This is a genomic window from Spelaeicoccus albus (assembly GCF_013409065.1).
In the GTDB taxonomy this organism is placed as follows: Bacteria; Actinomycetota; Actinomycetes; order Actinomycetales; family Brevibacteriaceae; genus Spelaeicoccus; species Spelaeicoccus albus.
In genome coordinates, this window is the sequence record NZ_JACBZP010000001.1 from 998,082 (window position 1) to 1,023,616 (window position 25,535).

Consider the following 25,535-nt stretch of genomic DNA (forward strand, 5'->3'; position numbering starts at 1 on the left):
AATTATGACGGCAGAATCCACTACTGCTGACCGCAAGAAGAAGCCAAAGAAGAGCAAGCTTCCCGAGCTGACGAGAGTTCAGGACTTCACTCCCGAACAGCGCAAAACGGTACGCATGTCGATCGTCGGCTCGGCGCTCGGCAACGCCATCGAATGGTTCGACTACGGGGTTTACGGCTATCTGACGGTTTACATCTCGACCGTGTTCTTTGGCGGCGGGACAAACGCGCTGATCTTCACCTTTGCCACCTTCGCCGTGTCGTTCCTGGTGCGCCCGCTCGGTGGTATCGTTCTCGGACCGTTGGGTGACCGGATCGGGCGGCAAAAGGTCATGGTCATCACCATCATTTTGATGACGGTGTGTACCGCCGCGATCGGCGTCCTTCCCACTTACAATTCCGTCGGCATTTTGGCGCCGATCCTGCTGATCGTCTTGCGGATGATTCAGGGCTTTTCGACGGGCGGCGAGTACGGCGGCGCCGCGGTGTTCATGGCCGAACATGCCCCGGACAACCGGCGTGGCTTCTTTGGCTCCTTCCTTGAATTCGGCACGTTCTCCGGGGCGACAGCCGCGGCGATCTTGTGCACGGCTCTGGAGTTGAACTTCGGTGACGACGGAATGTTGGCGGGCTGGTGGCGCTTGCCGTTCCTGTGCACGCTGCCGCTCGGCCTTGTCGCGCTGTGGATCCGCACCAAGCTGGAAGACCCGGACGTGTTCACCGAGGCCGCCGAGAGCAATGAGACGGAGTCGTCGGCCTTCAGCGCGTTCAAGGACATGGTGCGCAGCTACTGGCGCCAGCTGCTCATCCTGATGGGCTTCGTGGCGTTGCTCAATGTTGCGTACTATTTGGTACTGACCTACATGCCCACGTTCTTGGGTAAGACGCTCCACTACGGCTTGTTTGAGGCGACAGGGACCCTGGTGATCGTCCAGCTGATCATCATGGGGCTGATCCCGTTCATGGGCCGGCTTTCCGACAAGATCGGACGCAAGCCGCTGCTCATTACGGCTGCGGCCGGCTACATCATCCTCCCGGTCCCGGCCGTCATGCTAATGCGGCAAGGCTCGTTCGGATCCATGTTCATCGGCCTGGGGATCCTCGGCCTGTTGCTGGTCGTGCTGGTGGGCTCGGTGTCCTCGACGCTGCCGGCGCTCTTCCCCACGCACGTACGGTATACGGGCTTTGCAATCGGCTACAACGTGTCCACCGCGCTGTTTGCCGGCACCGCCAGCACGATAGTGGAATCGCTCGTGGAGAAGACCGGGAACACGCTGATGCCGGGCTTCTACCTGATGGTCTTTGGCGTCATCGGGCTTGCCGCGATCTTGTGCATGCGAGAAACCGCCGGCCGGTCATTGCGCGGCACCGATCCGCCCGGCGAGGATGATGAAGAGCGTGTGGCCCAAGGACAGATCCCGATCGGCTACACGAATATCGACTAGTCCGACGACCGACCGGCCCGCCGAAATCATTCGGCGGGCCGGTATGGCCTGAAAGGAGCCCTGCAATGAGCGACAAGCCGGTAGTCGCCGTCCTGTATGCCAACGAGCTGCCCCCGGGCCGCGAGAGGCTCGAGGCGATGGCCGCCGTCCGATATGCCACGGTGGACGGCCTGGCCGACGCAGTTGACGGCGCGGATGCACTGTTCTTGTGGGACTTCTTCTCGACCGCAGTCAAGGATGTCTGGGATCGCGCCGGATCGCTGAAATGGATCCACGTGGCTGCGGCCGGCGTCGACAAGCTCATGTTCGACGAGCTTGCCGACTCGGATGTCGTCGTGACGAATTCCGGGGGCATCTTCGACCGGCCGATCGCCGAGTTCGTGCTGGGCAGCATGCTCTCGTTCGCCAAGGACATGCCGCTGTCATTTCGGCTGCAGTCGCAAAAGGTGTGGCGGCACCGCGAGACCGAACGCCTCGACGACAAGAGCGCCGTGATCGTCGGCACCGGCGCCATCGGACGCGAGATCGCCCGGTTGCTGGCGGCCGTCGACGTGTCGGTGGCCGGAGCAGGCCGCACGGCGCGCAGCGGTGACGAGGACTTCGGCGAGGTGTACGAATCGGCCCGGCTTGCCGAATATGCCGGCGACTTCGACTACGTCATTGTCGTGGCCCCGCTGACGCCCGCGACGCGGAACTTGGTCGACGCCGACGTTTTGGCGGCCATGAAGCCCACGGCGCGGCTGATCAACGTCGGCCGCGGCGAATCGGTGGACGCCGATGCGCTCGCCGACGCGTTGAGCGGCGAATCGATCGCCGGAGCGGCGCTTGACGTGTTCAGTCCCGAACCGTTGCCGGAATCCAGCCCGCTGTGGGAAATGGACAACGTGCTGGTGTCGCCGCACATGTCCGGTGACGCCGTCGGCTGGCTGGAACGGCTTTCCGACCTGTTTGCCGCCAACCTAGACCGGTATTGCCGGGATGCGGAACTCGTGAACATCGTCGACAAACGCCTGGGCTTCGTCCCCCGGTGACCCTTCGTCCGGCACTAGACGGAAATTGAGGCCTCCGCCTTGTGCACTATCCGGTTCTGCACGTACGCAGGCAGAATGATGGAGACGATGATCACCACGATTTGTGCCGGAACGTTGTCGAATCCCGCCAACACCATGAGCACGATCGCTGCGCCGCCGGCCACGAACGCGATGAGCCAGACGAGAGTCAACCGTGCGTTGAACGCATAAAACCAGTCGGAGTTGCCGATAGCGTCGGGGACGCTGTGCCGCGCGATCGGCAGTGTGAACGGTAGCCGCGCCAGCAAAAACACGCCGATCACTGCAGCTTGGAAGAGCTGAGCCCCTCCGGCGACGTACTCGATGATTGCCGACTGCGGGGCCGCGAACACTAGACCCGAGAACCCCGTGAAGTACGTCAGGGACGAGGCATCCAGGATCATTTCCGCCGGTTTGTGCCCGCGGGCGAGCCCGACGCCGATGATCACTGCTGCGGCAACCGCACCGAGCGGAGACGCCCACTCTCGGCCGAAAAGCAACTGGCCCAGACCGAACAGGATCCAGGGGGCCACCCGAGAGAACACCGCCATGGGGAGATCCTACGGTGCCGCCCGCCCCCGACGCAGTTGAAGTAGCGGATGGATGCCCGGTTACTCGCGAGTAACCGGGCATCCATCCACCGCTCGGCGAAGGGGGACGGGGCCGGGGACGCCGTCTTGGCCGGGCGCGAGCCGGTGGATGCCGTCGTCCATATGCGCAACGATCAGCCTGTCCACCTCATCACCACGGCCGGCGGAAATTTCCGCAGCGATATCCCGGTGCTCGGGCAAGCGGACGTCGACGTCCGGATAGGTGTCCGCCAGTGCGGTGATACACATTTGGGTCTCGGTGATGAGCGTGTGGTGCATACGAATGAGATGTGCGCTGCCCGAGAGCTCGACGAGCAGTACGTGAAACCGGAAATCGGCCTCGCGCACGGCGTCCTCGGAGGGCGCGACGTCCGCAGCGTTGATGACTTCGCGCAGCGCCGCGCCGGCACCTTCCGGGTCCGTTTGCATGATGACGGCGGCAGCCGCCCGTTCAATGGCCGCCCGTGCCACGTACATGTCGCGAATGCCGGCCTCGGTGAACGTGGCAACGAAGATTCCCCGATTACGGATGGACTTCAGCAGGCCTTCCTGGGTCAAGCGTTGCATTGCTTCACGCAGTGGCCCGCGGCTGACGCCCAGTTCCCGAGCAAGTGATGCTTCGGACAATTGCGCGCCCGGCGCCAGCACGCCGTCCCCGACCGCTCGTCGCAACTTGCGCGCAATGATGGACGGAGTGGATTCGCGGATCAAGGGTTCAATACCGGGTCGTGTCATCATCGCCTTTGACTAATGCGGCCAATCAGCCTGCTGAACATCCTAAGCACGGAGTCGTCGCAGAGGCGACCCCCGACCGGTCACTCGGCAAACAGCGTCCCCAGCCCGTCGATCGGCATCAAGCGCCCGGCAATTCGCAGTCCTTCCCACACCGTGACCTGATTGGCGGTCAACACGGGTTTGCCGAGTGCGGATTCCAGATCCGTTATCCAATCGAGGGAGTGCATCGCCGTGTCGGGAATGAGGACGGCGTCGGCATTCGGGCGGTCTGCGGCGACCGCCATTGCAACGATTTGATCACGGTTAAGACGCCCGACTAGGCCTGCATTTGCGATTTCATTGCTCGTCATTCCGACGACTTCGACGCCTGCGTCGGCGAGAAACCGTCGAAAATATGACGCAAGTTCCACCGGATAACTTGCCGCAATTGCGACGCGCGAAAAATTCATCGAACGGGCCGCTTCGGCAAATGCTATCGACGTGCTCGAAGCCGGTCGATCCGCGCTATGAGCGACTTCCCGGGCTTGATCGTGTGCGCCTCGCCACCCGAAGACAAAGCTCCCGGAGGTGCATGTCCACATGACCGAATCGGGCTCGGACACCAGGAGTTTTGCCACGCCGTCTGCGAGGTTCTTCGCTGCGCCGACGGCCCGCAATGCTTCGGGCGTATGGGCCACGTCACCGCCCTCGGTGACGACGAGAGGCAATCGCAAAGTCGGTTTGAGCCTGGATTCCAATGCGCTAAAGTCGTCGTCAGCCCCTATGCCCGGGTAGAGCAGGCCAACGGTTGAGGAATGCGTGGTGCGTGTCATGAACAACTCCACTGCCGAACGTTGCGGGTTTGCAACAACCGATTGATCGCTGATTGTTGACAATCCTACAGTGTGCGGCTACGTTCAGGTCAACCATTCGCACATGTGACACCCGCCGGCGGCAATGGGGACGCCGAATACGAAATGGAGCTTGATATGACCGATACGGCCACGGGTGTGTCGCCCCCGGAATAATCCCGTAACGGTCACCAGAGACGTTCATGGCCAAAGCAGGCGCGTGCCGAGGCGGGGAGACTCGTCCCTACACACAATTGAAAGAGGTTCACAGGCATGAAGCGAACGAAATTCCGCGTTGGGATGGCAGCGGCGAGCGTGCTCGCCCTGGGAATGATGGCCGGCTGCGGCAGCGGCGGTGATAGCGGTTCGAACGGCAGCGATGAATCGACGCTTGCCAAGCTGAAGGACAAGGGCACCATCACCGTGGGTATCGCCGACGAGCGCCCGTATTCGTGGGTTGAGAACGGTGAAGCCAAGGGCGCCACCATCGCCATGCACAAGAAGATCTTCAAGAAGATGGGCATCGACAACGTCAAGGTCGAAGAAGTCGACTGGAACTCGCTGATCCCGGGCCTCAACGCCGGCCGGTTCGACGCCATCAGCGCCGGCATGTCGATCTTGCCGGACCGTTGCAAGCAGGCCGCGTTCAGCGACCCCGAGATCATGTACACCACGTCGCTGATGGTCAAAAAGGGCAACCCGATGAACTTGACCGACCTGAAGTCGGTCAAGAAGAAGGGTGACGTCAAGCTCGCCGTTCTGAACGGCGGCATCGAAGACGGGTATGCCAAGAAGATGGGCATCAAGATCTCGCAGACCGTGAAGGACTCGCAGTCCGGCATGGACGCCGTGTCCAACGGCCGCGCCGACGCGTTCGCCATGACCGCGATCTCGCTGAACTGGATGGCCAAGAACAATCCGGACGCCGGCGTGACGACGACCCCGGCTTTCACGGCCGTCATCAAGGGCGTCAAGCAGGTCGGTGCCGGTTCGACGGTATTCCGCAAGGACGATAAGAAACTGCTCAAGGAATACAACAAGATCCTGGGCAACACCATCACCGACAGCACGAAGGACTATCTGTCGGTCGTCGGCAAGTACGGCTTCACGAAGGAAAACCTTCCGCCGAAGAACGTCACCACGAAGAAGCTGTGCGCCGGCAACCTCAAGGACCTGCAGTAATCCGAAGTGACCCTAGAAAGTACTAAAGACCTTGGGTAAATATTTCGAAGCGCTCGGCGAGGCGCTGCCGTTCATGCTTGACGGTCTCCTTCTGACCGTTGAGCTGACGATCGGCGGCGCCCTGCTGGCGTTCGTCATTGCTGTTGTCCTGGGCATGGGGGCCCGGCAAAAGAACATCTGGGTGCGCGGCCTGTGCCGCACCGTCATCGAGTTCTTCCGCGGCACCTCGCTCGTCGTGCAGCTGTTCTTCGTCTTTTATGTCGTCCCGCAGCTGTTCGATATCAAACTGCCCAGCCTCTGGGTCGGCATCATCGGGCTCGGCCTGAACTACGGCGCCTACGGGGCCGAAGTCGTACGCGGATCCATCAATTCGGTGCCGAGCGGACAGTGGGAGGCAACAACGGCACTCAGCATGGGGGCGTGGCAGCGATTCACCCGGGTGATCTTCCCGCAAGCGTGGGCGTTGATGATCCCGTCACTGACGAACTTGCTCATCCAATTGCTGAAGGGCACTGCCATCGTCTACGTCATCCTCATGCATGATCTGACTTACGAAACCGACAAGCTGCGCACGGATACGAGCACGTACTTTGCTTATGCCGTCGGCTTGCTCGTGTACTTTGCCGTCGCCTATCTCTTCACGCTCGTGATGAACGCCCTCGAGGTCCGCGCCAAGCACAACCTCGGCCGTGGCGAATCCTTGCGCGAGGCACTGAGCTTCAAGGCTCCGACGAAGGAGACGGCAGGGGCGTCTACCGGCGGTGGTATGGGATGACCGATCAGCCTATTTGGAGCTGGGACGCCACCTGGGAGGTGCTTCCGAAGCTACTGCACGGCTTCTTCACTGCCACCCTCGTCGTCACAGTCGTTTCAACGATCATTGCGGCAATCCTCGGCCTGATCATCGCGATCATCCGCCGCTCGGCGCCGAAGCCTATCGCCGCGGCTTTCACGCTCATTGTGAACTTCATCCGGATGACGCCGATCGTCATGCAATTGCTTTTCGCATATGCGGCGTTCACCAGCGTTTCCGGGCTGACGATCGGCATCATCATCTTCGGTATCCACTACTCGACGTACATGGCCGAGGTGTACCGGGCCGGCATCGAGGCAGTTCCTCCCGGCCAATGGGAGGCGTGTACGGCGCTATCGATGTCGAGAGCGCGTACCTGGGTCGGCGTGGTGATTCCGCAGGCGTTGCGGGCCACCGTCCCGGCGCTGGGCAACTACGCCATCTCGATGTTCAAGGACACCCCGTTCCTGGTCTCCATCAGCGTGGTGGAAATGGTTCAGGCCGGCCTGGCCTACGGTGGTAGCCATTTCCGATACACCGAGGCCATCACGCTGGCCGGCCTCATCTTCCTGGCCGCCAGCTACCCCACGTCGCTTCTTGTGAACAGATTGGAAAAGCGTCTTGCCTACACAACTTGATAACGCCCGACGCGGCGAGCCGGCCATCAGATTCGACGGCGTCGACAAGCGTTTCGGTGACAACGTCGTGCTGCGCGGTCTGGACTTCACGGTGGCCAAAGGCGATCGCGTGACATTGATCGGGCCGAGTGGTTCGGGCAAGACGACGATCTTGCGGCTCGTGATGACACTCGAGGAAGCCACCGGCGGCTACATTTACATTGACGGTGAGCCCCTCACGCACGTCGAGCGCGGCGGCCAGCGCATTGCTTTGAAGGAAAAGCACCGGAATGAGGTGCGCAAGCGCATCGGCATGGTGTTCCAGCAGTTCAACCTGTTCCCGAACATGAAGGTGATCGACAACATCATCGAGGCGCCCACCCACGTGCTCGGCATGTCGAAGGCGGACGCCGTGGCCAAGGCCCGGCAGCTGTTGGACAAGGTCGGGCTGGCCGATAAGGAAGACTCACACCCGAGCCAGCTCTCCGGCGGCCAACAGCAGCGCGTGGCCATCGCCCGCGCACTGGCAATGGACCCGGAGATCCTGCTGCTCGACGAGGTGACGTCGGCGCTCGACCCCGAGATCGTGAACGACGTGTTGAACATTTTGCGCGATATCGCCGATACGACCGACATCACCATGCTGATCGTCACGCACGAGATGCAGTTCGCTCGGGACGTCTCCAATCGCGTGCTCATGTTCGACGGCGGCCGCGTCGTCGAAGAAGCGGAGCCCGACGTCATGTTCAAGGACCCCAAGGAACAGCGCACGCGCGATTTCTTGAGCGCCGTCCTGCGCGACTGAGCGTTTATTCGACTGCCCGCAAAGTGCCGGTCGGCGGCGAGATTCCGTCGCTTTCGAGTGCTTCGGCAATCGCCAGCAGCCGCTGACCCGGGCCGACCGCGCCAAGACCGCATCTGTTCAACGCCGCCCACATGGTCGCTTGATTGGCGCTGATCACGGGCTTGCCGATGTCGGCCTCGAGCGGCGTGATCAAGTCGTAGGTCGGCAGGTTGGTGCACGCGATGACGATGGCCTCCGCCTCGGCCGTGTCGGCCGCGCGCACGAGTTCGGCGGTCCGGTAATACGGCACCACGCGGATGTCGAGCCGCAGGTTCAAATACGCGGCGCCGACCACCTCGATGCCCGCCTCGTTCAAAAACGCCTCGAACCGTGTGGTGATCGGCTCGTCGTACGGAGTGGCGATGGCGACCCGGTGAATGTCGAGGTGCGCCAGGGCTTCGAGAATGGCGCCGGACGTCGTCACCGCTTCCGGAGCGCCGGCCGACTTCATTGCGTCCACGATGTCGCGCTCTCCGCCGAGGCCGCGCACAAAACTCCCGGACGTGCACGCGTAGGCAAAGCACGAGGCATGGACCGAACGCAGGCTCTGTGCCGTCGTCCGCACGAGCTCCTTGTCGCTGATCTTTTCCACCATTTCCATTGTCACCGGCAGCAATTCGTCCGGAGTCCGGGTGAGAAAAAGGCTCGCGTCGGACGGCGTCCAGCGCCAGAGCTCACGGTCGAGCGACATGTCGTACGGGACGACGACGCCGATTCCGGCCATTGGGTCGGGGCCGAGCGGGATGCCCGGCGGAACCGGGATGTTGCCTGTGACAAATAGGTCCGGGACGCGCGGATGACCGGAACCTGCAGTCGATTCGCACCCGGCTGACTCAGCGGTCAACCACTGCCTCCACTCACACAACTATATTGTTGACAATTTTAGTGCCCGTTCCTACTGTCAAAGCAAGAAGCGGTGCAATATTTTTTCTGGAGGCCGGCATGGCGAGATATATGACCATCACCCTTGAACTGCGAGGCGTCTCCTGCACTGCCAAACTGCTCGACGACGAGGCACCCCGCACGGCGTCCGCGGTCTGGGACGCGCTGCCGATCTCGAGTCAGGCGTTTCACGGCAAATACGCGCGCAACGAGGTCTACAACCTGGTGCCGGCATTTGCCGAGCCCGATCCGGGCAGCGAGAACACGACCGTGACACCGATCCCCGGCGATGTGTGCTATTTCTGTTTCACGTCGAACCAGCTGGCGACGCCGTCGCACGGATATTCATCGGACGCCGGCCCGGGCGAGAACCCGATGGTGGCCGATATGGCGCTGTTCTACGGGCGGAACAATCTGCTCCTCAACGGCGACCAAGGATGGGTGCCGGGCAACGTGTACGCCACCATCGTGGAGAACTTCGACGCATTCGCGGCAGCGTGCAATGACGTGTGGTTCGGCGGCGTCCGCGGGGAGACTCTCACCTATTCGCGGCTCCGCGAGGACTGACCGGGCGCCGTGCCGCCGTCAGCCGGTGAACGCACTCCAATCCGGGGTCGTGTCGTCGTTGCGGAGGAACGACACGATCAGTGCGTTGACCAGATCGGGCCGCTCCACCGGCAGCGCGTGCGTTCCGGGAAGCACTGCAAGACGCGCGTCGGGCAGCGAGGCGACGACCGCCACGGAATGCTCGACGGTGACCTCGTCCCGGTCGCCTTGAATCACCAACGCGGGGGCAGTGATCGAACGCAGGCTGTCCAACGCAATCTCCGGCTCGGCGGCGATCATCGCCATGGTCTTGGCGTGGACGATCGGAAAATGATCGGCGCCGTCGGGTGACACGGCCCCGTAGCTGCGTCGCAGTAGCGCAATCATGTCGGGCGATTCCAACGACGCGATCAGTTCGCCTCCGGGCACCTTGCCGGCCGAATTGAGATACTGCCCGATCAACACCATGCGAGCCACCAGGTCCGGACGCCGCCGCGCCACCAGGACCGCGACGACGGCCCCGTCGCTCCACCCGACGAGGTGCGCCGGCGCATCGACCTCTTGGTCCAAGTACGCGATCGTGTCGTCGGCCATCACCGAATAGTTCAACGGCCCGTCGACGTCCGGCGTGTGCCCGTGGCCCCGGCGCTCGGGAACATGAACGCGAAAACCCGCCTCCACGAAAGAAGGCGTCTGTGCAAAGAACGAGGAAGCACCCGCGAACGCCCCGTGCAGCAAGACGAGCGGATCGCCGTCGCCGGACACTTCATGCCAGACCGGCAGCCCGGCCACCTCGATTTGCCCCATCCACTGATTATGCCCACCTGCCCGGCGACATACGATCGCCCGGGTACCGGGCGGCACGCCGTCGAGCCGGTTCAAGCCCCCTGGGCCATACGCCGGTACGCCGCGTTCCAGCGCAGTTCCTTCTCGATTCCCTCCTGCGTGGTGTCCGTGTCGATCACCACCAGCTCGGCGGACAGCATGCGCGCCAGATCGTCGAACGCCTCGCGGGTGAGCGCAGTCGTCATGACGGTGTGGTGTGCGCCGCCGGCCAGCAACCAGGCGGCCGCCGACGTCGGCAGATCGGGGTGCGGCGTCCACACGGCATGACCGACCGGCAGCCGCGGCAATTCGTGCTCGGGCGTGACGACGTCCACGACGTTTGCGACGAGCCGGAACCGCTCGCGCATGTCGCTCATCGACACGACGATGCCCGGGCCGGGGTCGGCTTCGAACACCAGGCGGACGGGATCCTCGCGGTCGCCGATCGACAAGGGATGGATCTCGAGACGCGGACGCGACGTCGTGAGCGTCGGGCAGACCTCCAGCATGTGGGCGCCCAGGATCACTTCCGACCCGGGCTGCAAGTTGTAGGTGTAGTCCTCCATCAACGATGCGCCGCCGGGCAGGCCGTAGCCCATGACCTTGGCGACACGTACCAGGAGCGCCGTTTTCCAGTCGCCTTCCGCGCCAAAGCCGTATCCGTCGGCCATCAGCCGCTGCACTCCGAGCCCGGGCAGCTGGCGCAAGGCCCCCAAGTCCTCGAAGTTCGTGGTGAAAGCGTCGAATCCGCCATCCTCCAAGAACGCGCGAATTCCCAGCTCGATCCTGCCGCCTTCTCGGAGCGAGTCGTGCCGCTCGCCGCCCGGGCGCAGTTCGGCGGCCACGTCGTAACTGTCCAGGTATTCGTCGACTACCTCGTCCACGGCCTTGCCGGCCACGTCCCGGACCCGCTCGGCGAGGTCGTTGACTCCCCACGTGTTCACCGACGACCCGAACACAGTCTCCGCCTCGGTCTTGTCGCCTTCGGTGACCGCGACGCCGCGCATATTGTCCCCGAATCGTGCGACGGCAAGCGACAGCAGTTCCGCCGCGCCGACAGCTGCGCGCGCGAAAGTGCCCACCTGCGACCGGACCCGCGGGTCGGACGCGTGCCCGACGACGACCTTCCGCGGCACCGCCATGCGGCTGAGGATGTAGCCGAACTCCCGGTCGCCGTGCGCGGCCTGGTTGAGGTTCATGAAATCCATGTCGATCTCGGACCACGGCAGCTCGACGTTCACTTGGGTGTGCAACTGCAGCAGCGGCGTCGTCAGGACCCGCAGCCCGCGGATCCACATCTTTGCAGGACTGAACGTGTGCATCCACGCGATCACGCCGACACACCGGTCGTCGGACGCCGCGTCCAGCATGATCCGGCGAATCGTCTCCGAGTCGGTCAATACCGGCTTCCAGACAATGCGTACCGGCACCTCGGAGGCGTCGTCCAGCATTGCCGCGACGGCCTGCGACTGCGTGGCCACCTGTTCGAGGACGTCGGGGCCGTAGAGTTCCTGGCTGCCGGTGAGGAACCAGATCTGGCGTCCGTCGAACGGGTCACGCATCGTCATTTGTGCTTCTCCTTGCGAACGTCCGGTTGGGGCAAGCGTTGACCGTAGACGTTCTGGTAACGGTCGTACAGTGAATCGATGGCGTCGTCGGCGATCGGCTCGGGCCGGCCGAGTTGCCGCGCGGTGTGCACAGTACGGGCAACCTCCTCGAGCATGACCGACGACTTGACTGCGGCTTTCGCATCACTGCCGATAGTGAACGGGCCGTGACCGCGCATGAGCACGGCCGTCGACCGCGAGTTCCGGAGCGTTTCCACGATGCCGCGGCCGATGGAGTCGTCGCCGATCGTGGCGAACGGCCCGACCGGGATGGGGCCGCCGAATTCGTCGGCCATCATTGTCAGGACACAGGGGATGGGCTCGCCGCACGCGGCCCAGGCAGTCGCGTAGGTCGAATGGGTGTGAACCACCCCGCCGACATGCGGCATCGCGCGATAGACGTAGGCGTGCGCCGCCGTGTCGGACGACGGGGTGCGGTCGCCGTCGATGAGGTCGCCGCTCAAGTCGCACACGACCATGGACTCAGGGGTCAGCTCGTCATACGTGACGCCGGACGGTTTGATCACCAGCAGGTCATCCGGCCCGGGGCCCGCGTCCGGCTCGGCAACGACGCGCGCCGACACATTGCCGGCGGTCCACACGACGAGCCCCCACCGCGGCAGCTCGGCGTGCAGCCGAGCGACTTCGGCTCGTGCCTGCTGCACGGCGTCCGCCATCGCGGCCGGAATGCCCGAGGCGCGCGGCACCTGCCCCATGGTCATCGCACCTCCACGTGTCGTGTCGCGGTCAGCACGTCGACGGCCGTCCGCTCGACGGCAAGTCCCGATTCGTATGTTTCGAGAAAGGCACGGTATCCCCGCACGTCGTCGGGGTTCGGTTTTTCAACCGTGAGTTCGTCGCCGGCAAAGACCTCGGCCGCGAGGAAGGCGTCGAGATCGGGCTCGGCGGAGCCGAGATATGCGGCAAGCACCGCCATCCCCCAGGCTCCGCCCTCGGCTGCCGAACGCCCGACCGATACCGGCGTGTCGACGGCGGCAGCAAGCAGCCGTTGCGCAACTTTCGCAGTCCGGAACAGCCCGCCGTGCGCGTAAAGCGCGTCCAGGCCTACCCCTTCCTCGGCGAGGATGCGCATGCCGAGGCTGAGCGTGCCGAATACGCCGTACATCATCGAGCGGGCCACGTTGGCCAGCGATAGTCGGCTCCCCGGGGTTCGGACGATGAGCGGACGCCCTTCGGTGAGCCCGCCCGCGATCGGCTCGCCCGACACGTGGTTGTACGCGAGGATTCCGCCGCCGTCCCGTTCACCCGACAGCGCCGCCTCGAGCAACGCCTCGAACGCCCGGTCCGGCGAAACGTCGCATCCGATCGCCGACGCGAACTGCCGAAAGACGGCCGCCCAGCCGTCGAGTTCGCTTGCCCCGTTGTTGCAGTGCACCATCGCCGCCGGAGCACCGGCGGGGGTGGTGACAACGTCGATCTCCGGGTGCACGTTCCGCAGCGGCTTCTCGAGGACGACCATGGCGAAGATGCTGGTGCCGACGCTGACATTGCCGGTGCGCGGCGCGATCGAATGCGTTGCCGTCATGCCCGTGCCGGCGTCGCCTTCGGGCGGGCAGAGCGGTGTACCGGGACGAATCGTCCCGGCTGGGTCGAGGAGGGTTGCGCCGTCCGCGGTCAGCCGCCCGGCGTCCCGGCCCGCGACGAGGACCGTCGGCAGCACGTCCTCGAGGTTCGGTGCGAACCCGTGTCGCGTCAACAGTTCGTCGGCCGCGCACAGTGCCTCGGCGTCGTAGGTGCGGGTCTCGGGATCAATCGGGAACATTCCGGACGCGTCGCCGACTCCGAGCACGCGTCGCCCGGTGAGCTTCCAGTGCACGTACCCGGCAAGAGTCGCGAGGAAGTCGATGCGCGGCACGTGATCCTCGTGATCAAGCACTGCCTGATACAGGTGCGCGACAGACCATCGCATCGGAATGTTCAGGCCCAGCCGATCGCTCAGCTCGGACGCCGCGCGTCCGGTCGACGTGTTCCGCCAGGTGCGGAAGGGCACCAGGAGGTCGCCGCGTACGTCGAACGGGAGATAGCCGTGCATCATGGCAGAGACGCCCATCGCCCGAAGGGTCGCCGGCCGCACGCCGTAGTGACGGTCGGCGTCCGCGAGCAGTTCTCCGACGGCGCTCTGCACTCCGGACCAGACCTCTCCGAGGTCGTAGGTCCACAGGCCGGCATCGAGTGTGTTCGTCCAGGTGTGACTCCCGGTGGCGACGGCCCCGTGGCCGGGGCCGATCAGACACGCCTTGATGCGCGTCGAGCCGAACTCGATGCCCAGACACGTGCGTCCCTCGGCGATCGCCCGGCCCACCTCTTCGGCCGTCACTACGCCGATTCCTCTTCAATCTGCTGCCGGTACGACGTGACCATGAACTCGGTGAGCTCGGCCAACGACGTTTCGTCCGTTCGCTTGTCCAGGGTCACGGTGCCCTGCTCCACCACGTTGACGCGGTCGCACAACTCGAAGATGTGCGTGTAGTTGTGGTCGATGACCAGCATCGACACCTGACGGGTGCGTGCCAGGCTCCGTACCAGATCGATGATCAACTTCGCCTCCTTGGCGCCCATTGCGGCCAACGGCTCGTCGAGCAGGAGGATCTTGACGTCTTCCCGCCGGGTGGCGCGCGCAACGGCGATCGCTTGACGTTGACCGCCGGAGAGCTTCTCCACGGGTACGTCCACGGATGGGATGTTGACCTGGATCTCGTCCAGATAGCGGCGGGCGTCCTCCCGCATCCGGCGGTTGTTCAACAGCCGGAACGGGCCGCCGCTCGTCATCTCCCGGTTCAAGAACAGGTTGTGATAGACGGACAATTCGTCCACGAGGGCCAAATCCTGGAACACCGTTTCAATGCCGTGTCGGCGCGCGTCCTGCACCGAACGCAACTCGACGGGCACGCCGTCCAGATAGATCTGACCCGCGTCCGGCGTCTCGTATCCGGTGATGATCTTCACCAGAGTGGATTTGCCGGCACCGTTCGATCCGACCACGCCCAGCACTTCGCCGGGTTCCAGGTGCAGGTCGACTCCGCGGAGAACCTTGACCGGGCCGAAGTTCTTGGTGATGCCTTCGACCCGCAGGACGGATTCGCTTCCACTGTCGGTCATGACTTTTCCTTCCCGCGGCGACGGCCGCCCGTTCGCATGAACAGTCGTGCGAACGAACCGGACGATCCTCCGCCTCGGCCGGACCGAACTCGTTCGAGCTGCACGTTCAAGATCATCGCGCCGAGGATGGCCAGGCCGAGAATGAGCTGGTAAGCGAAGGCGTTCACGCCAATGATGTTGAAGCCGTCCTCAAGGATGCCCAGGACTATCGCGCCGATGCCGGCACCGATCATTGTTCCGCGCCCGCCCGTCAGCGATGTTCCGCCGATGACGGCGGCCGCAACGCCGTAGAACATCAGGGTCAGGCCGTCGGTTCCCGGGTTGAGGCTTCCGATCCGGTAGCCGTCCAGGACGCCGATGAGTCCGCCAAGCAGCGAACACAACATGAAGCACCAGACCTTGACCCGGCCGACCTTGACGCCGGACTCGCCGGACGCCGTCTTGTTTCCCCCCACCGCAGTGATGTGCAGGCCGAAACTCGTATGTCGGAAGACGAAGTGGCCCACGATGGCGATGCAGAGCGCCCAAATGATCGACGAGTACGACCATCCGCCGAAAATGCTCACTACGGATCCGGTACCGACCGGGTTCGTCTGGATGCCGTTGGATGCCAACAGCACTATCCCCTTGATGGCGAATACAGTTCCGAGGGTGGTGATGAAGGACGGTACGCCGAGCCGCACCGTGACCAGCCCGTTGATGCATCCGATCAAGGCGCAGATGATCAGGGTCCCGATGATGCCGCCGATCACGCCGAGCCCTGCGTCGTGCAGGTAGATCACGAGGAACGGCGAGAGGACGTAGACCTCGCCGACCGACAGATCGATCTCGCCCAACGTGAGCACGAAAACTTCGGCAATGCCGAAGATCATGATCGGTGCCACGTAGGACGATAGCGTCGACAGGTTCGAAATGCTGGCGAAGGCCGGAGAGTACAGGCTGAAGAAGATGACCAGCGCGACCCCGATGAGGGCGATGACCAATTCCTGGGCCTGACTCAAGCGACTGAGCCACCCGGATCGTCGGCGCACGGGCGTTCGGAAAGCACTGTCATCCGCAGCGGGCGACGCTGACGAAGACGCTGATGGGACCGGATCGACCACGGTTAAGCCGCCGTAATCTTAGACGGCGCCTTCAGGACCTTCTTCTTGTCGCTTGAACCTTCGAAGCGATCCTTGCTGGCCAAATACGGCGAAACGTTGTCCTTCGTCACGAACTTCAGGCCCGTGTTCGTCTCGACCGGGGCGACAAGGCCGCCGGAGACTTGATAGAGGAACAGCTGAAGGATGGGCAAGAACCCCTGCAGATAGGCCTGCTGATCGATGGTGAACGCCAGGTTCCCGTCCTTGACCTGCTGCAGCGTCGGCGTGCCGACGTCCCAGCCGGATCCCTTCACGCCCGTGGACTTGAACTTCTCGACCGTCTTGGCCACGGCGATTCCGCTGCCCGCGTCGACGGCGTAGAGGAACTTCGCGTCCTTGTGGCCGGTGAACCAGGATTCGACTGCCGACACTTCCTTGCTCTCCGCCGCCCCGGTCGCCACTTGCACGAAGTTGATTCCGGCCGGCTCGAGAACACTCTTGGCGCCGTCCGCCCGGGTTGGATGTTGCCGGTGCCGGGCGTCGCGATCATGCATGCCACGGTGTCGCCCTTGTTGACCTGCTTCAAAATGCGTTTGCCCGCTTCGACACCCGCCGCAGTCAGATCCTGGCCGATGTAGGACATCACCGGAGTCTTACTGCCCTTGGGCGGGTTGGCGTTGTACGACAGAACCGGGATGCCGGCGGCCAGAGCTTTTTCGGTCGGTGAGGTGAAGGCCGTCTTGTCGATCACCGGCACGGCGATACCGTCGGCCTTCGACGTGATAGCGCTGTTCATCGCGTCGACCATCTCCGAGACGATCGATTTCGACGAGCCGGTCCAGCTGTAGTCGCAGCCGAGGATCGCGCACGCGTCCTCCGCGCCGTAGCGGGTCGGAGTGAAGAAGGAGTTCGTGGTGACGTGGTTGACAAGAGTGAACTTGTATTTCTTGTGCCCCGGGAACGGTCCGCCGCCGGAGCCGCCGTTGTCGCTGTCTCCGCCGCCGCCGCATGCATCCAGCATCATGCTCAGGGCCGGCACCCCGATCCCCAGCAGGCCGGCGTTGCGCATCATGCGTCGGCGCGAGGTTTCGAGTGGGACGGTTTTGGTCGATTCGTTACTCACTGAGTCAGTCATGGTGATCTATTCCTCGATTGGTTCGCACAATGCGTTGACGGGCGACCTGGACGCCGCGCCCTGCACGTCAGCGTGCTCGAACTTCAGAGTACGACTGAATGTGACCGGTCACACAAAAGTTGGAAAGTCTGTCAGTTTGCGTAATCAAATCGTTATCTTTTGCCCGCCGCGGATAGTTGTCCGGCTATTGTGATGGATGTGACATTGCCCCCTCAGTCCGAAAGAACCGTGAGCATCCGCGATGTGGCGAAGCTCGCGCAGGTCTCGTATCAGACCGTGTCGCGCGTGCTCAACGGCAGCCCGAGCGTGCGTCCCGCGACCCGCCAGCGGGTACTGGACGCCGTCGTCGCCCTGGATTTCCGGCCGAACAGGGCGGCCCGTGCGCTTGCGGGGCGCCGCAGCTACACCATTGGCGTTCTCGCGACGGTCAGCCCTGCCTATTACGGGCCGAGCAGCACCATGCGAGGTATCGAGGACGCCGCCCGCGACCGCGGCTACTCGGTGCTGCTTGCCAATTCCCGCGGCACGAGCGCGGCAGAATTGAGCGCCATGCTCAACCATCTGGTGTACCAGGGCGTCGAAGGGATCATTGTCCTCGCGCCTCAAGCGCCCGCCGCACATGCCGCCACCGCGATGCGTAAGCCGGTGCCCGTGGTGATGACGCAACACGACGGCGGCGATCCCGAATTGTCTGCCAATGACGAACTGGGTGGCGAGATGGCTGCGCGGCATCTTTGGGAGCTCGGTCACCGGCGGCTTGGCCACGTTGCCGGACCTGCCGACTGGTCCGAGACGGACGTCCGGCGACGGGGGTTCGAAAAGGCGCTTGCGGAAGTCGGCTCGGCTCCGATCGTCATCGGCCGCGGCGACTGGTCGGCCGACTCCGGCTACGAAGCGTTCGAAAACGTTGCCCGCCACGGCGTCACGGGGGTCTTTTGCGCCAATGACCAGATGGCCCTCGGTTTTGTGCACGCCGCAGTCGATCGCGGGCTCAACGTGCCGAACGATCTTTCCGTCGTCGGATTTGACGGCGTGCCGGAGGCGGCGCATTACCTCCCGGCGCTCACGACGATGTATCTCGACTTCGTCGCCCTCGGCCGGCGAGCCGTTGAAAGACTTCTCGTGATCCTGCGCGACGGTGAGACGGCGGCGCACGGCGCGCAAGAGCCGATCCTGCCGCAACTCATCGTGCGTGATTCGACCGCGAGGGTCTCGGCAGCCTGACGCGCAGGACTAGCCGGATGCGGCAGCCGGCCTCGCCGGCCCGGCCGCCTTGAGTCATCGCCGGCCCGGCCGCCTTGAGTCATCGCCGGCCCGGCGTGTGCCCGAACGAGCGGCGGAACGTTTCGATGAACGCGCTGGCAGAGGACCACCCGCACGCGGCCGCGACCCGACTGACCGATTCGCCCTCGGCCAAGAGCCGCAGCGCGTGTTGCAAACGCAATTGGGTCCGCCATTGCGGGAAGGTCATGCCGGTTTCGACGCGGAACAGCCTGCTCAGCGTTCGTGGACTGGCGCCGATCAGGCGACCCAATTCGGAGAGGTTCCGCGAATCCGCCGGGTGCGAGTCCAAGATTGATCCGAGCGCAGCGAGCCGTTCGTCGCGCGGCGTCGGCAACCGGCCGGGCCGCGTGGCGGCGCGGGAGAGCTGATCGAGCAGGACGCCGTGCATGGCAGCGCGTTCGGCGGGCGGGCGCCGGGAATCCGTGTAGGCGATGATGAGTTCGCGCAACAACGGGCCGACAGCGAGAATTGCCGGCTCGGTCAGCTCGAGCGGATTGTCGCCCGGCGGCATTCCGACGGTGTGCAGCCGGGTCGCCCCGTAGGCGCGGTGGCCGTGTACGGTGCCGGCCGGCACCCAGATCGCTTGGTGAGCCGGTGAGATCCACCGGCCGGAGTCGGTCGTGACCGCCAAGACGCCGCGGCTGGCGTAAATGATCTGATGCTGATCGTGAAAGTGCACATCGATGCCGCCGAGCGGCGCAATATCCTGCGACGTCGTCTCGGCCACCGGGACGTGGCGTAATTTCGACATTATTTGACTGATTATCGGTAGCGAACGCACGTGGGGCAAGTGAATACTGAAATCATGCAGTCCGCGCAGCGTGCCGGCCGGTGGCGAATCTCGCTGCTGGTCGGCAGTCATTTGATCGATGACCTGTACCAAGGGGCAGTACCGGCCATGCTGCCGTTCTTTGTGGCCGAACGGCATTTCGGTTATGTGGCGGCTGCCGGAATCACGCTTGCCGCGACGCTGCTCTCGTCCGTCGTGCAGCCCTTGTTCGGCATGATGACCGACAAGCATCCGCTGCCGTGGCTGGTGCCTGCCGGGCTCGGCGTGGCCGGCATCGGCGTCGGTTTGTCCGGACTGGTCGACTCGTACCTGTGGACGTGGCTGGCCATTGCCCTGTCGGGGCTCGGCGTCGCCGCCTACCATCCGGAATCCGCGCGGTTGGCCAGGGCGGCCGCGGCCGGAAGCCACGTCGGCATGAGTTGGTTCTCGCTGGGTGGCAACGTCGGCTTTGCGCTCGCCCCGATCATCGTGACGCCCGTGATGGCGGCAATGGGCCTGGGCGGCAGCCCGCTGCTCATGATCCCGGCCCTCGTCGTCGGCGTCCTGCTGTCGATCATGCTGCGTCGACTGATTACGCCGGCCATCGCCATGAGCGCGGCCGGCCGGGCGGCACTCGTCGACAGATGGGGACAGTTCGCCAGGCTCGGCACCGTTGTGATTTTGCGGTCGATAGTCACGTTCGCGTTGAATACGTTCTTGGCCATTTGGGTCGGCGAGCGGCTGGATGCTTCGGGGCATTTAGCCGGCGAGGCGGCGCTCGTACTCTACTTTGGCGTCGGCGCGGTCGGAACACTCTTGGGCGGCACGCTTGCGTCGCGTTTTTCGCGCGTGCGCCTCATTCGGACGGCGTACCTGCTCACCATCCCGACGCTCGCCGGGGTGGCGCTCGTGCCCGGACCGCTCGTGTACGTCTTCATCGCCGCGACGGCGCTATGCCTCTACGTGCCGTTTTCGCTGCACGTCACGCTCGGCCAGGACTTCCTGCCGACCCGGGTGGGCACTGCCAGCGGCGTGACCTTGGGACTTGCCGTCAGCGTCGGCGGCCTGGCTGCTCCGGCCGTCGGCGCGTTGGCCGAGGCGGTCAATTTGCAAACCGCGCTTCTTGTGCTTCTTCTCGCGCCGGCTGCCTCGTGGTTCGTGGCCCGCGGCATGCGGGAACCGACGCAACTGGTCGGAGCGCAATAATCGTGGCTCGGGTGGCCGGCCGCGGCTAGGGTATGAACATGACCGACGATCAGAACAATGAACAGCGAATTGTCAGCTCGACCCGCGACGTGGCGGCGGCGCCCGACACGATTTTCGCGCTTATCGCCGATCCGGCCGAACAACCACGCTGGGACGGGAATGACAATCTGGGCACTGCGGCGCCCGGTCAGCGCATTCACGCCGTTGGCGACGTTTTCGTCACCACGCTGACCAAAGGTGTCGACCGCGACAACCACGTCGTCGAATTCGAGGAAGGACGCCGGGTGGCGTGGCTTCCGGCGGAGGCGGGCAAGCCGACGATCGGTCAATTGTGGCGGTGGGAACTCGAACCGCTGGAGCCCGGGCGAACGCGCGTCACCCACACGTACGACTGGACGAATTTGACCGACGAACAGCGATTGCCCCGCGCCCGCGCCACCACCGAGGACAAGCTGCGCGCTTCCGTTGACCGGCTTGCCGAACTCGCCGAATGCGACACGTAGCCGCAGAGATCCGCGACTATGTCCCCGCGGCGTCCGGCGCATGCAAATGCGCGTGCTCGCCGTCGTGATCGAAGATCGTCAGGATTTCGACGGGCCCGCCTTCCGCCAGGATCAGGTGCGGAACCATCGTCGAGAATTCCGCTGCATCGCCGGCCTCGACCATGATGACGCGGTCGCCCAGTTGCAGGCGGACGGTGCCGGACAGCACGGTGAACCATTCGCGGCCGGGGTGCACGCGCGGCTCGCCGCCGGTCGGGCGGTCGATGCGCATCTTCGCCACCGTCACGCCGTGCGGAGTGCGCTCGCTGGACAGCAGCCACGTGGTCAAACCCGGCGTGTGCTCGGGCTCGGGCCGGATGACGACGTTTTCGTCGGCCGCTGACTCGACGAGCTGGTCGACGCTGGTGTCCAGTGCATGAGCGATCGACACCAGTTGATCAACGGCAATTCGACGGTGACCCGTTTCGATCCGGCTCAAACTGGACGGGCTCAAATGGCAACGCGCCGCGAGGGCATCGAGTGACCATCCGCGCGCCAGCCGGAGGCCGCGAATGCGAAGCCTGATCACGGTGTCCACATCAAGTTGTTGCGTCATACGCAAAAGTGTATGCTGAATTGGCATAGTTCGTCTATTCTGAACTCATGACGCAGCACTCGCACCAGCACTCGGATCAAAATTCGCACCAGCATTCGCACCAGCACGGCGACGACGTCGACCTGGCGACGATCTTGGATCTCGACGCCGAAGTGCTCGGTGGGTACCTGGACGCCCTGACCAAATGGACCCGGGAGCTTGCGCCTGCGCCCACACGGCGGATCATCGACGTCGGAGCCGGTACGGGTACCGGAAGCCTTGCATTGGCCCGTCGCTTCGATACGGCCCGGGTTGTGGCGATCGACAACTCGCCCGCCATGCTGGGGCGGCTCGGGGACGCAGCGAAACGGCACGACCTTGACGACCGGATCAACACCGTCCTGGCCGATCTGGATGCCGCGTGGCCCGATCTCGAATCGGCGGATGTGGCATGGGCAGTGTCGTCGATGCACCACTTTGCCGACCCCGACCGGGTGCTGCGCGACGTCTTTGCGGCCGTGAGACCGGGCGGACTGGCGGTCGTCGTCGAAATGGACGACCTGCCGTTCTTCCTCCCGCGCGACGTCGGATTCGGGCGTCCCGGTCTCGAAGAGCGCCTGCACGAAACCATGGCGGCGGCCGGGTGGAATCCGCATCCGAACTGGCAGCCGTATCTGGAACGCGCCGGATTCGCCGACGTCCGCGAGGAAGTGTTCACCATCGACGTCGACCCGGCGCTGGCCGGGGCCGGCACGTATGCGCACGCTTTTCTGCGCCGGTGCCGTAACTCCCTGGGCGACCGGGTGGCCGCCGATGACGCTGCCGCGCTCGATCGCTTGGTTGATGCCGGCGACCCGGCCGGTGTGTTGAGCCGCGCCGATTTAACCATCCGCGGCACCCGGACGGCCTGGGCCGCCCGTCGTCCTTGACCCAATTCAGTGAACGGAGACAAAGTAATGAACGAGAAAACTGACTACGACGTTGCCATCATCGGCGGAGGAGCTGCCGGCCTGAGCGCCGCCGTCTCCCTCGCACGATCGCTCCGGTCGGTGATAGTCGTCGACGGCGGCGAGCCCAGAAACGCTATAGCCGCCGGTGCGCACAACGTGCTGGGAAACGAGGGAATCGCGCCGCGCGATCTGCTCGCGGCCGGACGACGGGAAGCGCAGGCGTACGGCGCGGAATTCCGCGACGGTGAAGCGAGCGCCGCCCGCCGGACCGATGGAGGATTCGCCATCGATCTGCGCGGCGGCGATACGATCTCGGCTCGCCGGATACTCCTGGCCACCGGCCTCATCGACGAATTGCCGAACGTCCCCGGCGTCCGCGATTTTTGGGGCAAGAGTGTGCTGCACTGCCCCTATTGCCACGGATGGGAAGTGCGCGGGCAGCGGATCGGCGTGCTCGGAACCGGCCCCGCAGGCATTCATCAAGCGTTGCTGTTCCGTCAACTGAGCGATGACGTCACCCTGTTTCGGCACACCATGCCGCAGATCGACGCCGATGACGCCGCCAAGCTTTCGGCGATCGGCGTCCGCGTGGTTGACGGACCGGTCGAGCGGCTGAGCGGGCACGGTGAATCGGTGCAATCCGTGGCGATGACCGATGGGCGCGAATTCCCTGTCGACGCAGTGGTAGTGGCGCCGCGCTTCGTCGCCCGATCGGAACTCTATGTACAGCTCGGCGGAACCGTGAGCGACAACCCGATGGGAGAGTACGTCGAGGCCGGGCAAATGGGGCGCACGGAGGTCCCTGGCGTGTGGGCCGCCGGCAACGTCAGCAGTCTCGGCGCCGTCGTCACTTTGGCGTCCGGTGCCGGGATGTCCGCGGCCGGCGTCATCAACATGGACTTGATCGAAGAGGATGCCGAGGCAGCGGTTCTCAGCCGCGCAAGCTGAGCCCTCCGATTGGGCCGATCCGCCGCACTAATCGACAGTCACTGTGGTGAGCAGCACGACGGAATCGTCCTGCGCCGTCAGGCCGTGCCGTTCGCTGGGCACGAGTTCGAGCTGGCCTTTTCCGATCGATTCGCCGGTGCCGTTCGTCGTCACCATGACCCGGCCCTGCAAGACGTAAAGACTGCACGCCTTGGGCGCATTGTGCTCGGCGAGCCGCGAATGGTTGGTCAGCGCAATGAGTGTTTGGCGCAGCGGGCCGTCGCGCGTGATCAATTCCGCCGACCGTCCGTGCTGGTCTGCCCGCGCTTGGGTCATCAGTCGTTCGGCCATGGCGTCTAAGTCTGACATCCGGTACCTCCGTTGGCGTTTCCCATATCCTAATCGGAACTAGTCGGCTGAGCAGTCAATCGGACTCGGGGCGCAGGCGCAGGCCTTGCATTCCTCCGTCCACGGCCAGTGAGGTTCCGGACGTCGATCCGGCCAGTGGTCCGGCCAGATAGGCGATGGCAGCGGCGACTTCATCCGGCGCCACGAGGCGTCCGTGCGGCTGCCGGGCCTCAAGGGCTGCGCGTTCGGCGGCCGGATCGGCGGCTTTCGCGAGCAGGCGGCCGATCCACGGTGTATCGGCGGTCCCGGGGTTGACGCAGTTGACGCGGATGCCTTCGCGCAGGTGGTCGGCGGCCATGTTCAGCGTCAACGACAGGACGGCTCCCTTGCTGGCGCCGTACAGGGCGCGCTCGGGAAGCCCGGCCGTGGCCGCGATCGAGCACGTGTTCACTATCGATGCGTGGTCGGATTGGCGCAGGTACGGCAGCGCGGCGCGACTGACCCGCACCATGCCAATCACGTTGATGTCGAACACGCGGTGCCATTCGGCGTCGTCATTCGTTTCGACGGTTCCTTGTGCGCCGATGCCGGCATTGTTCACGACGATGTCGATGCCGCCGAGTGTATCGGCCGCCTCGGACACCGCCGCGCGCACGGCGGCATCGTCCGAGACGTCGCACTTCAGGGCGGTGATGGGCGGAGCGACGTTTTCGGGCGCAAGGTCGAGCACGGCAACCGATCCGCCGCGCGCGACGATATGCGAGGCGACAGCCGCGCCGATTCCCGACGCGCCGCCGGTCACGATGGCCTTCAGGCCGCTGAATTCTTCGGTCATGCCTTGGCCTCCGACGACGTGAATTCTTGGGTTTGCCGGCCTAGGCCGTCAATTTCCAGGGTGACTGTGTCGCCGGCGGTCAAATACGGGAATTTACCCGACAAAGCGACGCCTTCCGGTGTCCCCGTGCAGATCAGGTCGCCGGGTTCGAGCGCGAGGAATTGGCTGAGGTACCAGACGAGATAGTCGACGTCGAAGACGAGATCGGACGTCGTCGAGTCCTGGCGGGGGTTGCCGTTCACCCAGCTACGCAATCGCACGTTGGAGTAATCGATCGCGTCGGGGGTGACCAGCCAGGGGCCGGTGGGGCAGAACCCGGGGCAACTTTTCCCCTTGGACCATTGGCCGCCGGAAATCTCCAGCTGGAACTCGCGTTCGGACAGATCGTTGGTGACGGCGAACCCGGCGATATGCGCCTTCGAGTCGGCAGGGGAGTCGAGGTATTCCGCGTGCGCGCCGATGACGACGCCGAGTTCGACCTCCCAGTCCGTTTTGCTCGATCCGCGCGGGATGGCGACGGCGTCGTTCGGACCGACAACCGTGTTCGGTGTTTTGAGGAACATGATCGGCATCTTGGGGGGCTCGGAGCCGGATTCGGCCGCATGTGCCGCGTAATTCATGCCGATACAGATGACTGCCGACGGGCGAGTGATGGGGGCCCCGATTCGCTGACCGGCGATGTCGACTTCGGGAAGCTCTCCGGCCGCAAGCGCCTTTTCGACGCGTGCCGGTCCGCCCGACGACCAGAACTCGCCGTCCAAGTCATCGGTGATGGAGTCGAGTGCGTAGTGGATGTCGCCGTCGATGGCGATCGGCCGTTCGGCGCCGCGCGCGCCGATTCGTGCGAATTTCATGGTG

At 64.4% G+C, this 25,535-nt stretch carries 27 protein-coding genes and 1 pseudogene; 12 read left to right on the forward strand and 16 right to left on the reverse strand.

What is annotated here, in order from left to right:
• Positions 1-4 precede the first annotated feature (4 nt).
• Both BJY26_RS04705 and BJY26_RS04710 read left to right on the forward strand, forming a co-directional pair.
• Positions 5-1,444 (forward strand): MFS transporter, encoded by a 1,440-nt coding sequence (locus tag BJY26_RS04705; RefSeq protein WP_179426121.1) that lies wholly within the window; start codon positions 5-7, stop codon positions 1,442-1,444.
• 65 nt (positions 1,445-1,509) lie between these two features.
• Complete coding sequence (locus tag BJY26_RS04710; RefSeq protein ID WP_179426123.1) at positions 1,510-2,475, forward strand: D-2-hydroxyacid dehydrogenase; 966 nt, start codon at positions 1,510-1,512, stop codon at positions 2,473-2,475.
• A 14-nt stretch (positions 2,476-2,489) separates the two neighbouring features.
• Here BJY26_RS04710 and BJY26_RS04715 read toward each other — a convergent pair whose 3' ends face one another.
• The 3 genes from BJY26_RS04715 to BJY26_RS04725 all read right to left on the reverse strand — a co-directional run bounded on the left by BJY26_RS04715 (position 2,490) and on the right by BJY26_RS04725 (position 4,630).
• The gene (locus tag BJY26_RS04715) at positions 2,490-3,044 is read right to left on the reverse strand and encodes a hypothetical protein (RefSeq protein ID WP_179426125.1); all 555 of its coding nucleotides are present in this window, start codon (positions 3,042-3,044) and stop codon (positions 2,490-2,492) included.
• A gap of 60 nt (positions 3,045-3,104) precedes the next feature.
• Positions 3,105-3,821, reverse strand: a complete 717-nt coding sequence (locus tag BJY26_RS04720; protein WP_308191271.1) for a GntR family transcriptional regulator — start codon at positions 3,819-3,821, stop codon at positions 3,105-3,107.
• Positions 3,822-3,898: 77 nt separating this feature from the next.
• A complete protein-coding gene (locus BJY26_RS04725; protein ID WP_179426127.1) occupies positions 3,899-4,630 on the reverse strand; it encodes a maleate cis-trans isomerase family protein in 732 nt (243 codons plus the stop codon).
• A gap of 291 nt (positions 4,631-4,921) precedes the next feature.
• Here BJY26_RS04725 and ehuB point away from each other — a divergent pair, with 291 nt between their 5' ends.
• From ehuB to ehuA, 4 genes are read left to right on the forward strand one after another with little or no spacing between them, the layout of a single operon-like run.
• Positions 4,922-5,830 carry an ectoine/hydroxyectoine ABC transporter substrate-binding protein EhuB gene (gene ehuB, locus BJY26_RS04730; protein ID WP_179426129.1) on the forward strand — a complete coding sequence of 303 codons (909 nt, stop codon included), beginning with the start codon at positions 4,922-4,924 and terminating at the stop codon, positions 5,828-5,830.
• A 31-nt stretch (positions 5,831-5,861) separates the two neighbouring features.
• A complete protein-coding gene (ehuC, locus tag BJY26_RS04735) occupies positions 5,862-6,605 on the forward strand; it encodes an ectoine/hydroxyectoine ABC transporter permease subunit EhuC (RefSeq protein WP_179426131.1) in 744 nt (247 codons plus the stop codon).
• On the forward strand, positions 6,602-7,261 hold the full coding sequence (gene ehuD / locus BJY26_RS04740) for an ectoine/hydroxyectoine ABC transporter permease subunit EhuD (protein WP_179426132.1): 660 nt from the start codon (positions 6,602-6,604) through the stop codon (positions 7,259-7,261). Before ehuC ends, ehuD begins: the two co-directional genes overlap by 4 nt.
• Positions 7,245-8,045 carry an ectoine/hydroxyectoine ABC transporter ATP-binding protein EhuA gene (gene ehuA / locus BJY26_RS04745; protein WP_179426133.1) on the forward strand — a complete coding sequence of 267 codons (801 nt, stop codon included), beginning with the start codon at positions 7,245-7,247 and terminating at the stop codon, positions 8,043-8,045. The genes ehuD and ehuA overlap by 17 nt, the downstream gene beginning before the upstream one ends.
• Positions 8,046-8,049: 4 nt before the next feature.
• Here the strand turns inward: ehuA and BJY26_RS04750 are convergent, their stop codons facing one another.
• Complete coding sequence (locus tag BJY26_RS04750) at positions 8,050-8,928, reverse strand: maleate cis-trans isomerase family protein (RefSeq protein WP_237249100.1); 879 nt, start codon at positions 8,926-8,928, stop codon at positions 8,050-8,052.
• 110 nt (positions 8,929-9,038) lie between these two features.
• Between BJY26_RS04750 and BJY26_RS04755 the strand changes: the two genes are divergently transcribed.
• On the forward strand, positions 9,039-9,533 hold the full coding sequence (locus tag BJY26_RS04755) for a DUF3830 family protein (RefSeq protein WP_425326645.1): 495 nt from the start codon (positions 9,039-9,041) through the stop codon (positions 9,531-9,533).
• 18 nt (positions 9,534-9,551) lie between these two features.
• Here the strand turns inward: BJY26_RS04755 and BJY26_RS04760 are convergent, their stop codons facing one another.
• The 7 genes and pseudogenes from BJY26_RS04760 to BJY26_RS19690 form a co-directional block, all read right to left on the reverse strand.
• The gene (locus BJY26_RS04760; protein WP_179426135.1) at positions 9,552-10,319 is read right to left on the reverse strand and encodes an alpha/beta fold hydrolase; all 768 of its coding nucleotides are present in this window, start codon (positions 10,317-10,319) and stop codon (positions 9,552-9,554) included.
• A gap of 71 nt (positions 10,320-10,390) precedes the next feature.
• Positions 10,391-11,899 carry an L-arabinose isomerase gene (araA, locus tag BJY26_RS04765; protein ID WP_179429780.1) on the reverse strand — a complete coding sequence of 503 codons (1,509 nt, stop codon included), beginning with the start codon at positions 11,897-11,899 and terminating at the stop codon, positions 10,391-10,393.
• Positions 11,900-11,901: 2 nt separating this feature from the next.
• Positions 11,902-12,660 carry an L-ribulose-5-phosphate 4-epimerase gene (locus BJY26_RS04770; protein ID WP_179429781.1) on the reverse strand — a complete coding sequence of 253 codons (759 nt, stop codon included), beginning with the start codon at positions 12,658-12,660 and terminating at the stop codon, positions 11,902-11,904.
• A gap of 2 nt (positions 12,661-12,662) precedes the next feature.
• Positions 12,663-14,282: a xylulokinase gene (locus BJY26_RS04775; protein WP_237249099.1), complete on the reverse strand. Its 1,620-nt coding sequence runs from the start codon at positions 14,280-14,282 to the stop codon at positions 12,663-12,665.
• Positions 14,282-15,064, reverse strand: coding sequence for an ATP-binding cassette domain-containing protein (locus tag BJY26_RS04780; RefSeq protein WP_179426136.1), 783 nt, complete (start codon positions 15,062-15,064; stop codon positions 14,282-14,284). The genes BJY26_RS04775 and BJY26_RS04780 overlap by 1 nt, the downstream gene beginning before the upstream one ends.
• Positions 15,061-16,065, reverse strand: coding sequence for an ABC transporter permease (locus BJY26_RS04785; protein WP_179426137.1), 1,005 nt, complete (start codon positions 16,063-16,065; stop codon positions 15,061-15,063). The genes BJY26_RS04780 and BJY26_RS04785 overlap by 4 nt, the downstream gene beginning before the upstream one ends.
• Before the next feature lie 104 nt (positions 16,066-16,169).
• A pseudogene (locus BJY26_RS19690) lies at positions 16,170-17,281 on the reverse strand (substrate-binding domain-containing protein).
• Positions 17,282-17,509: 228 nt separating this feature from the next.
• On the opposite strand from BJY26_RS19690, the gene BJY26_RS04800 reads away from it, so the two are divergent.
• Positions 17,510-18,505, forward strand: a complete 996-nt coding sequence (locus BJY26_RS04800; RefSeq protein ID WP_237249098.1) for a LacI family DNA-binding transcriptional regulator — start codon at positions 17,510-17,512, stop codon at positions 18,503-18,505.
• Between the two features lie 79 nt (positions 18,506-18,584).
• Here the strand turns inward: BJY26_RS04800 and BJY26_RS04805 are convergent, their stop codons facing one another.
• Complete coding sequence (locus BJY26_RS04805) at positions 18,585-19,316, reverse strand: helix-turn-helix transcriptional regulator (RefSeq protein WP_179426141.1); 732 nt, start codon at positions 19,314-19,316, stop codon at positions 18,585-18,587.
• A 54-nt stretch (positions 19,317-19,370) separates the two neighbouring features.
• Here BJY26_RS04805 and BJY26_RS04810 point away from each other — a divergent pair, with 54 nt between their 5' ends.
• Both BJY26_RS04810 and BJY26_RS04815 read left to right on the forward strand, forming a co-directional pair.
• Positions 19,371-20,540: an MFS transporter gene (locus tag BJY26_RS04810; RefSeq protein ID WP_179426143.1), complete on the forward strand. Its 1,170-nt coding sequence runs from the start codon at positions 19,371-19,373 to the stop codon at positions 20,538-20,540.
• 38 nt (positions 20,541-20,578) lie between these two features.
• Entirely contained in the window at positions 20,579-21,043 is a 465-nt protein-coding gene (locus BJY26_RS04815; protein ID WP_179426145.1) for an SRPBCC family protein, read from the forward strand.
• A gap of 16 nt (positions 21,044-21,059) precedes the next feature.
• On the opposite strand, the gene BJY26_RS04820 is transcribed toward BJY26_RS04815, so the two are convergent.
• Positions 21,060-21,638 (reverse strand): helix-turn-helix domain-containing protein, encoded by a 579-nt coding sequence (locus BJY26_RS04820; RefSeq protein WP_179426147.1) that lies wholly within the window; start codon positions 21,636-21,638, stop codon positions 21,060-21,062.
• Positions 21,639-21,685: 47 nt separating this feature from the next.
• Here BJY26_RS04820 and BJY26_RS04825 point away from each other — a divergent pair, with 47 nt between their 5' ends.
• Entirely contained in the window at positions 21,686-22,546 is an 861-nt protein-coding gene (locus BJY26_RS04825) for a class I SAM-dependent methyltransferase (RefSeq protein ID WP_179426149.1), read from the forward strand.
• A gap of 27 nt (positions 22,547-22,573) precedes the next feature.
• The gene (locus BJY26_RS04830; protein WP_179426151.1) at positions 22,574-23,515 is read left to right on the forward strand and encodes an NAD(P)/FAD-dependent oxidoreductase; all 942 of its coding nucleotides are present in this window, start codon (positions 22,574-22,576) and stop codon (positions 23,513-23,515) included.
• 27 nt (positions 23,516-23,542) lie between these two features.
• Here BJY26_RS04830 and BJY26_RS04835 read toward each other — a convergent pair whose 3' ends face one another.
• The 3 genes from BJY26_RS04835 to BJY26_RS04845 are packed head-to-tail and all read right to left on the reverse strand — an operon-like array spanning position 23,543 to position 25,531.
• Entirely contained in the window at positions 23,543-23,863 is a 321-nt protein-coding gene (locus tag BJY26_RS04835) for a cupin domain-containing protein (RefSeq protein WP_179426153.1), read from the reverse strand.
• A gap of 55 nt (positions 23,864-23,918) precedes the next feature.
• On the reverse strand, positions 23,919-24,677 hold the full coding sequence (locus BJY26_RS04840; protein WP_179426155.1) for an SDR family NAD(P)-dependent oxidoreductase: 759 nt from the start codon (positions 24,675-24,677) through the stop codon (positions 23,919-23,921).
• Entirely contained in the window at positions 24,674-25,531 is an 858-nt protein-coding gene (locus BJY26_RS04845; protein WP_179426157.1) for a fumarylacetoacetate hydrolase family protein, read from the reverse strand. Before BJY26_RS04845 ends, BJY26_RS04840 begins: the two co-directional genes overlap by 4 nt.
• Positions 25,532-25,535: the final 4 nt, after the last annotated feature.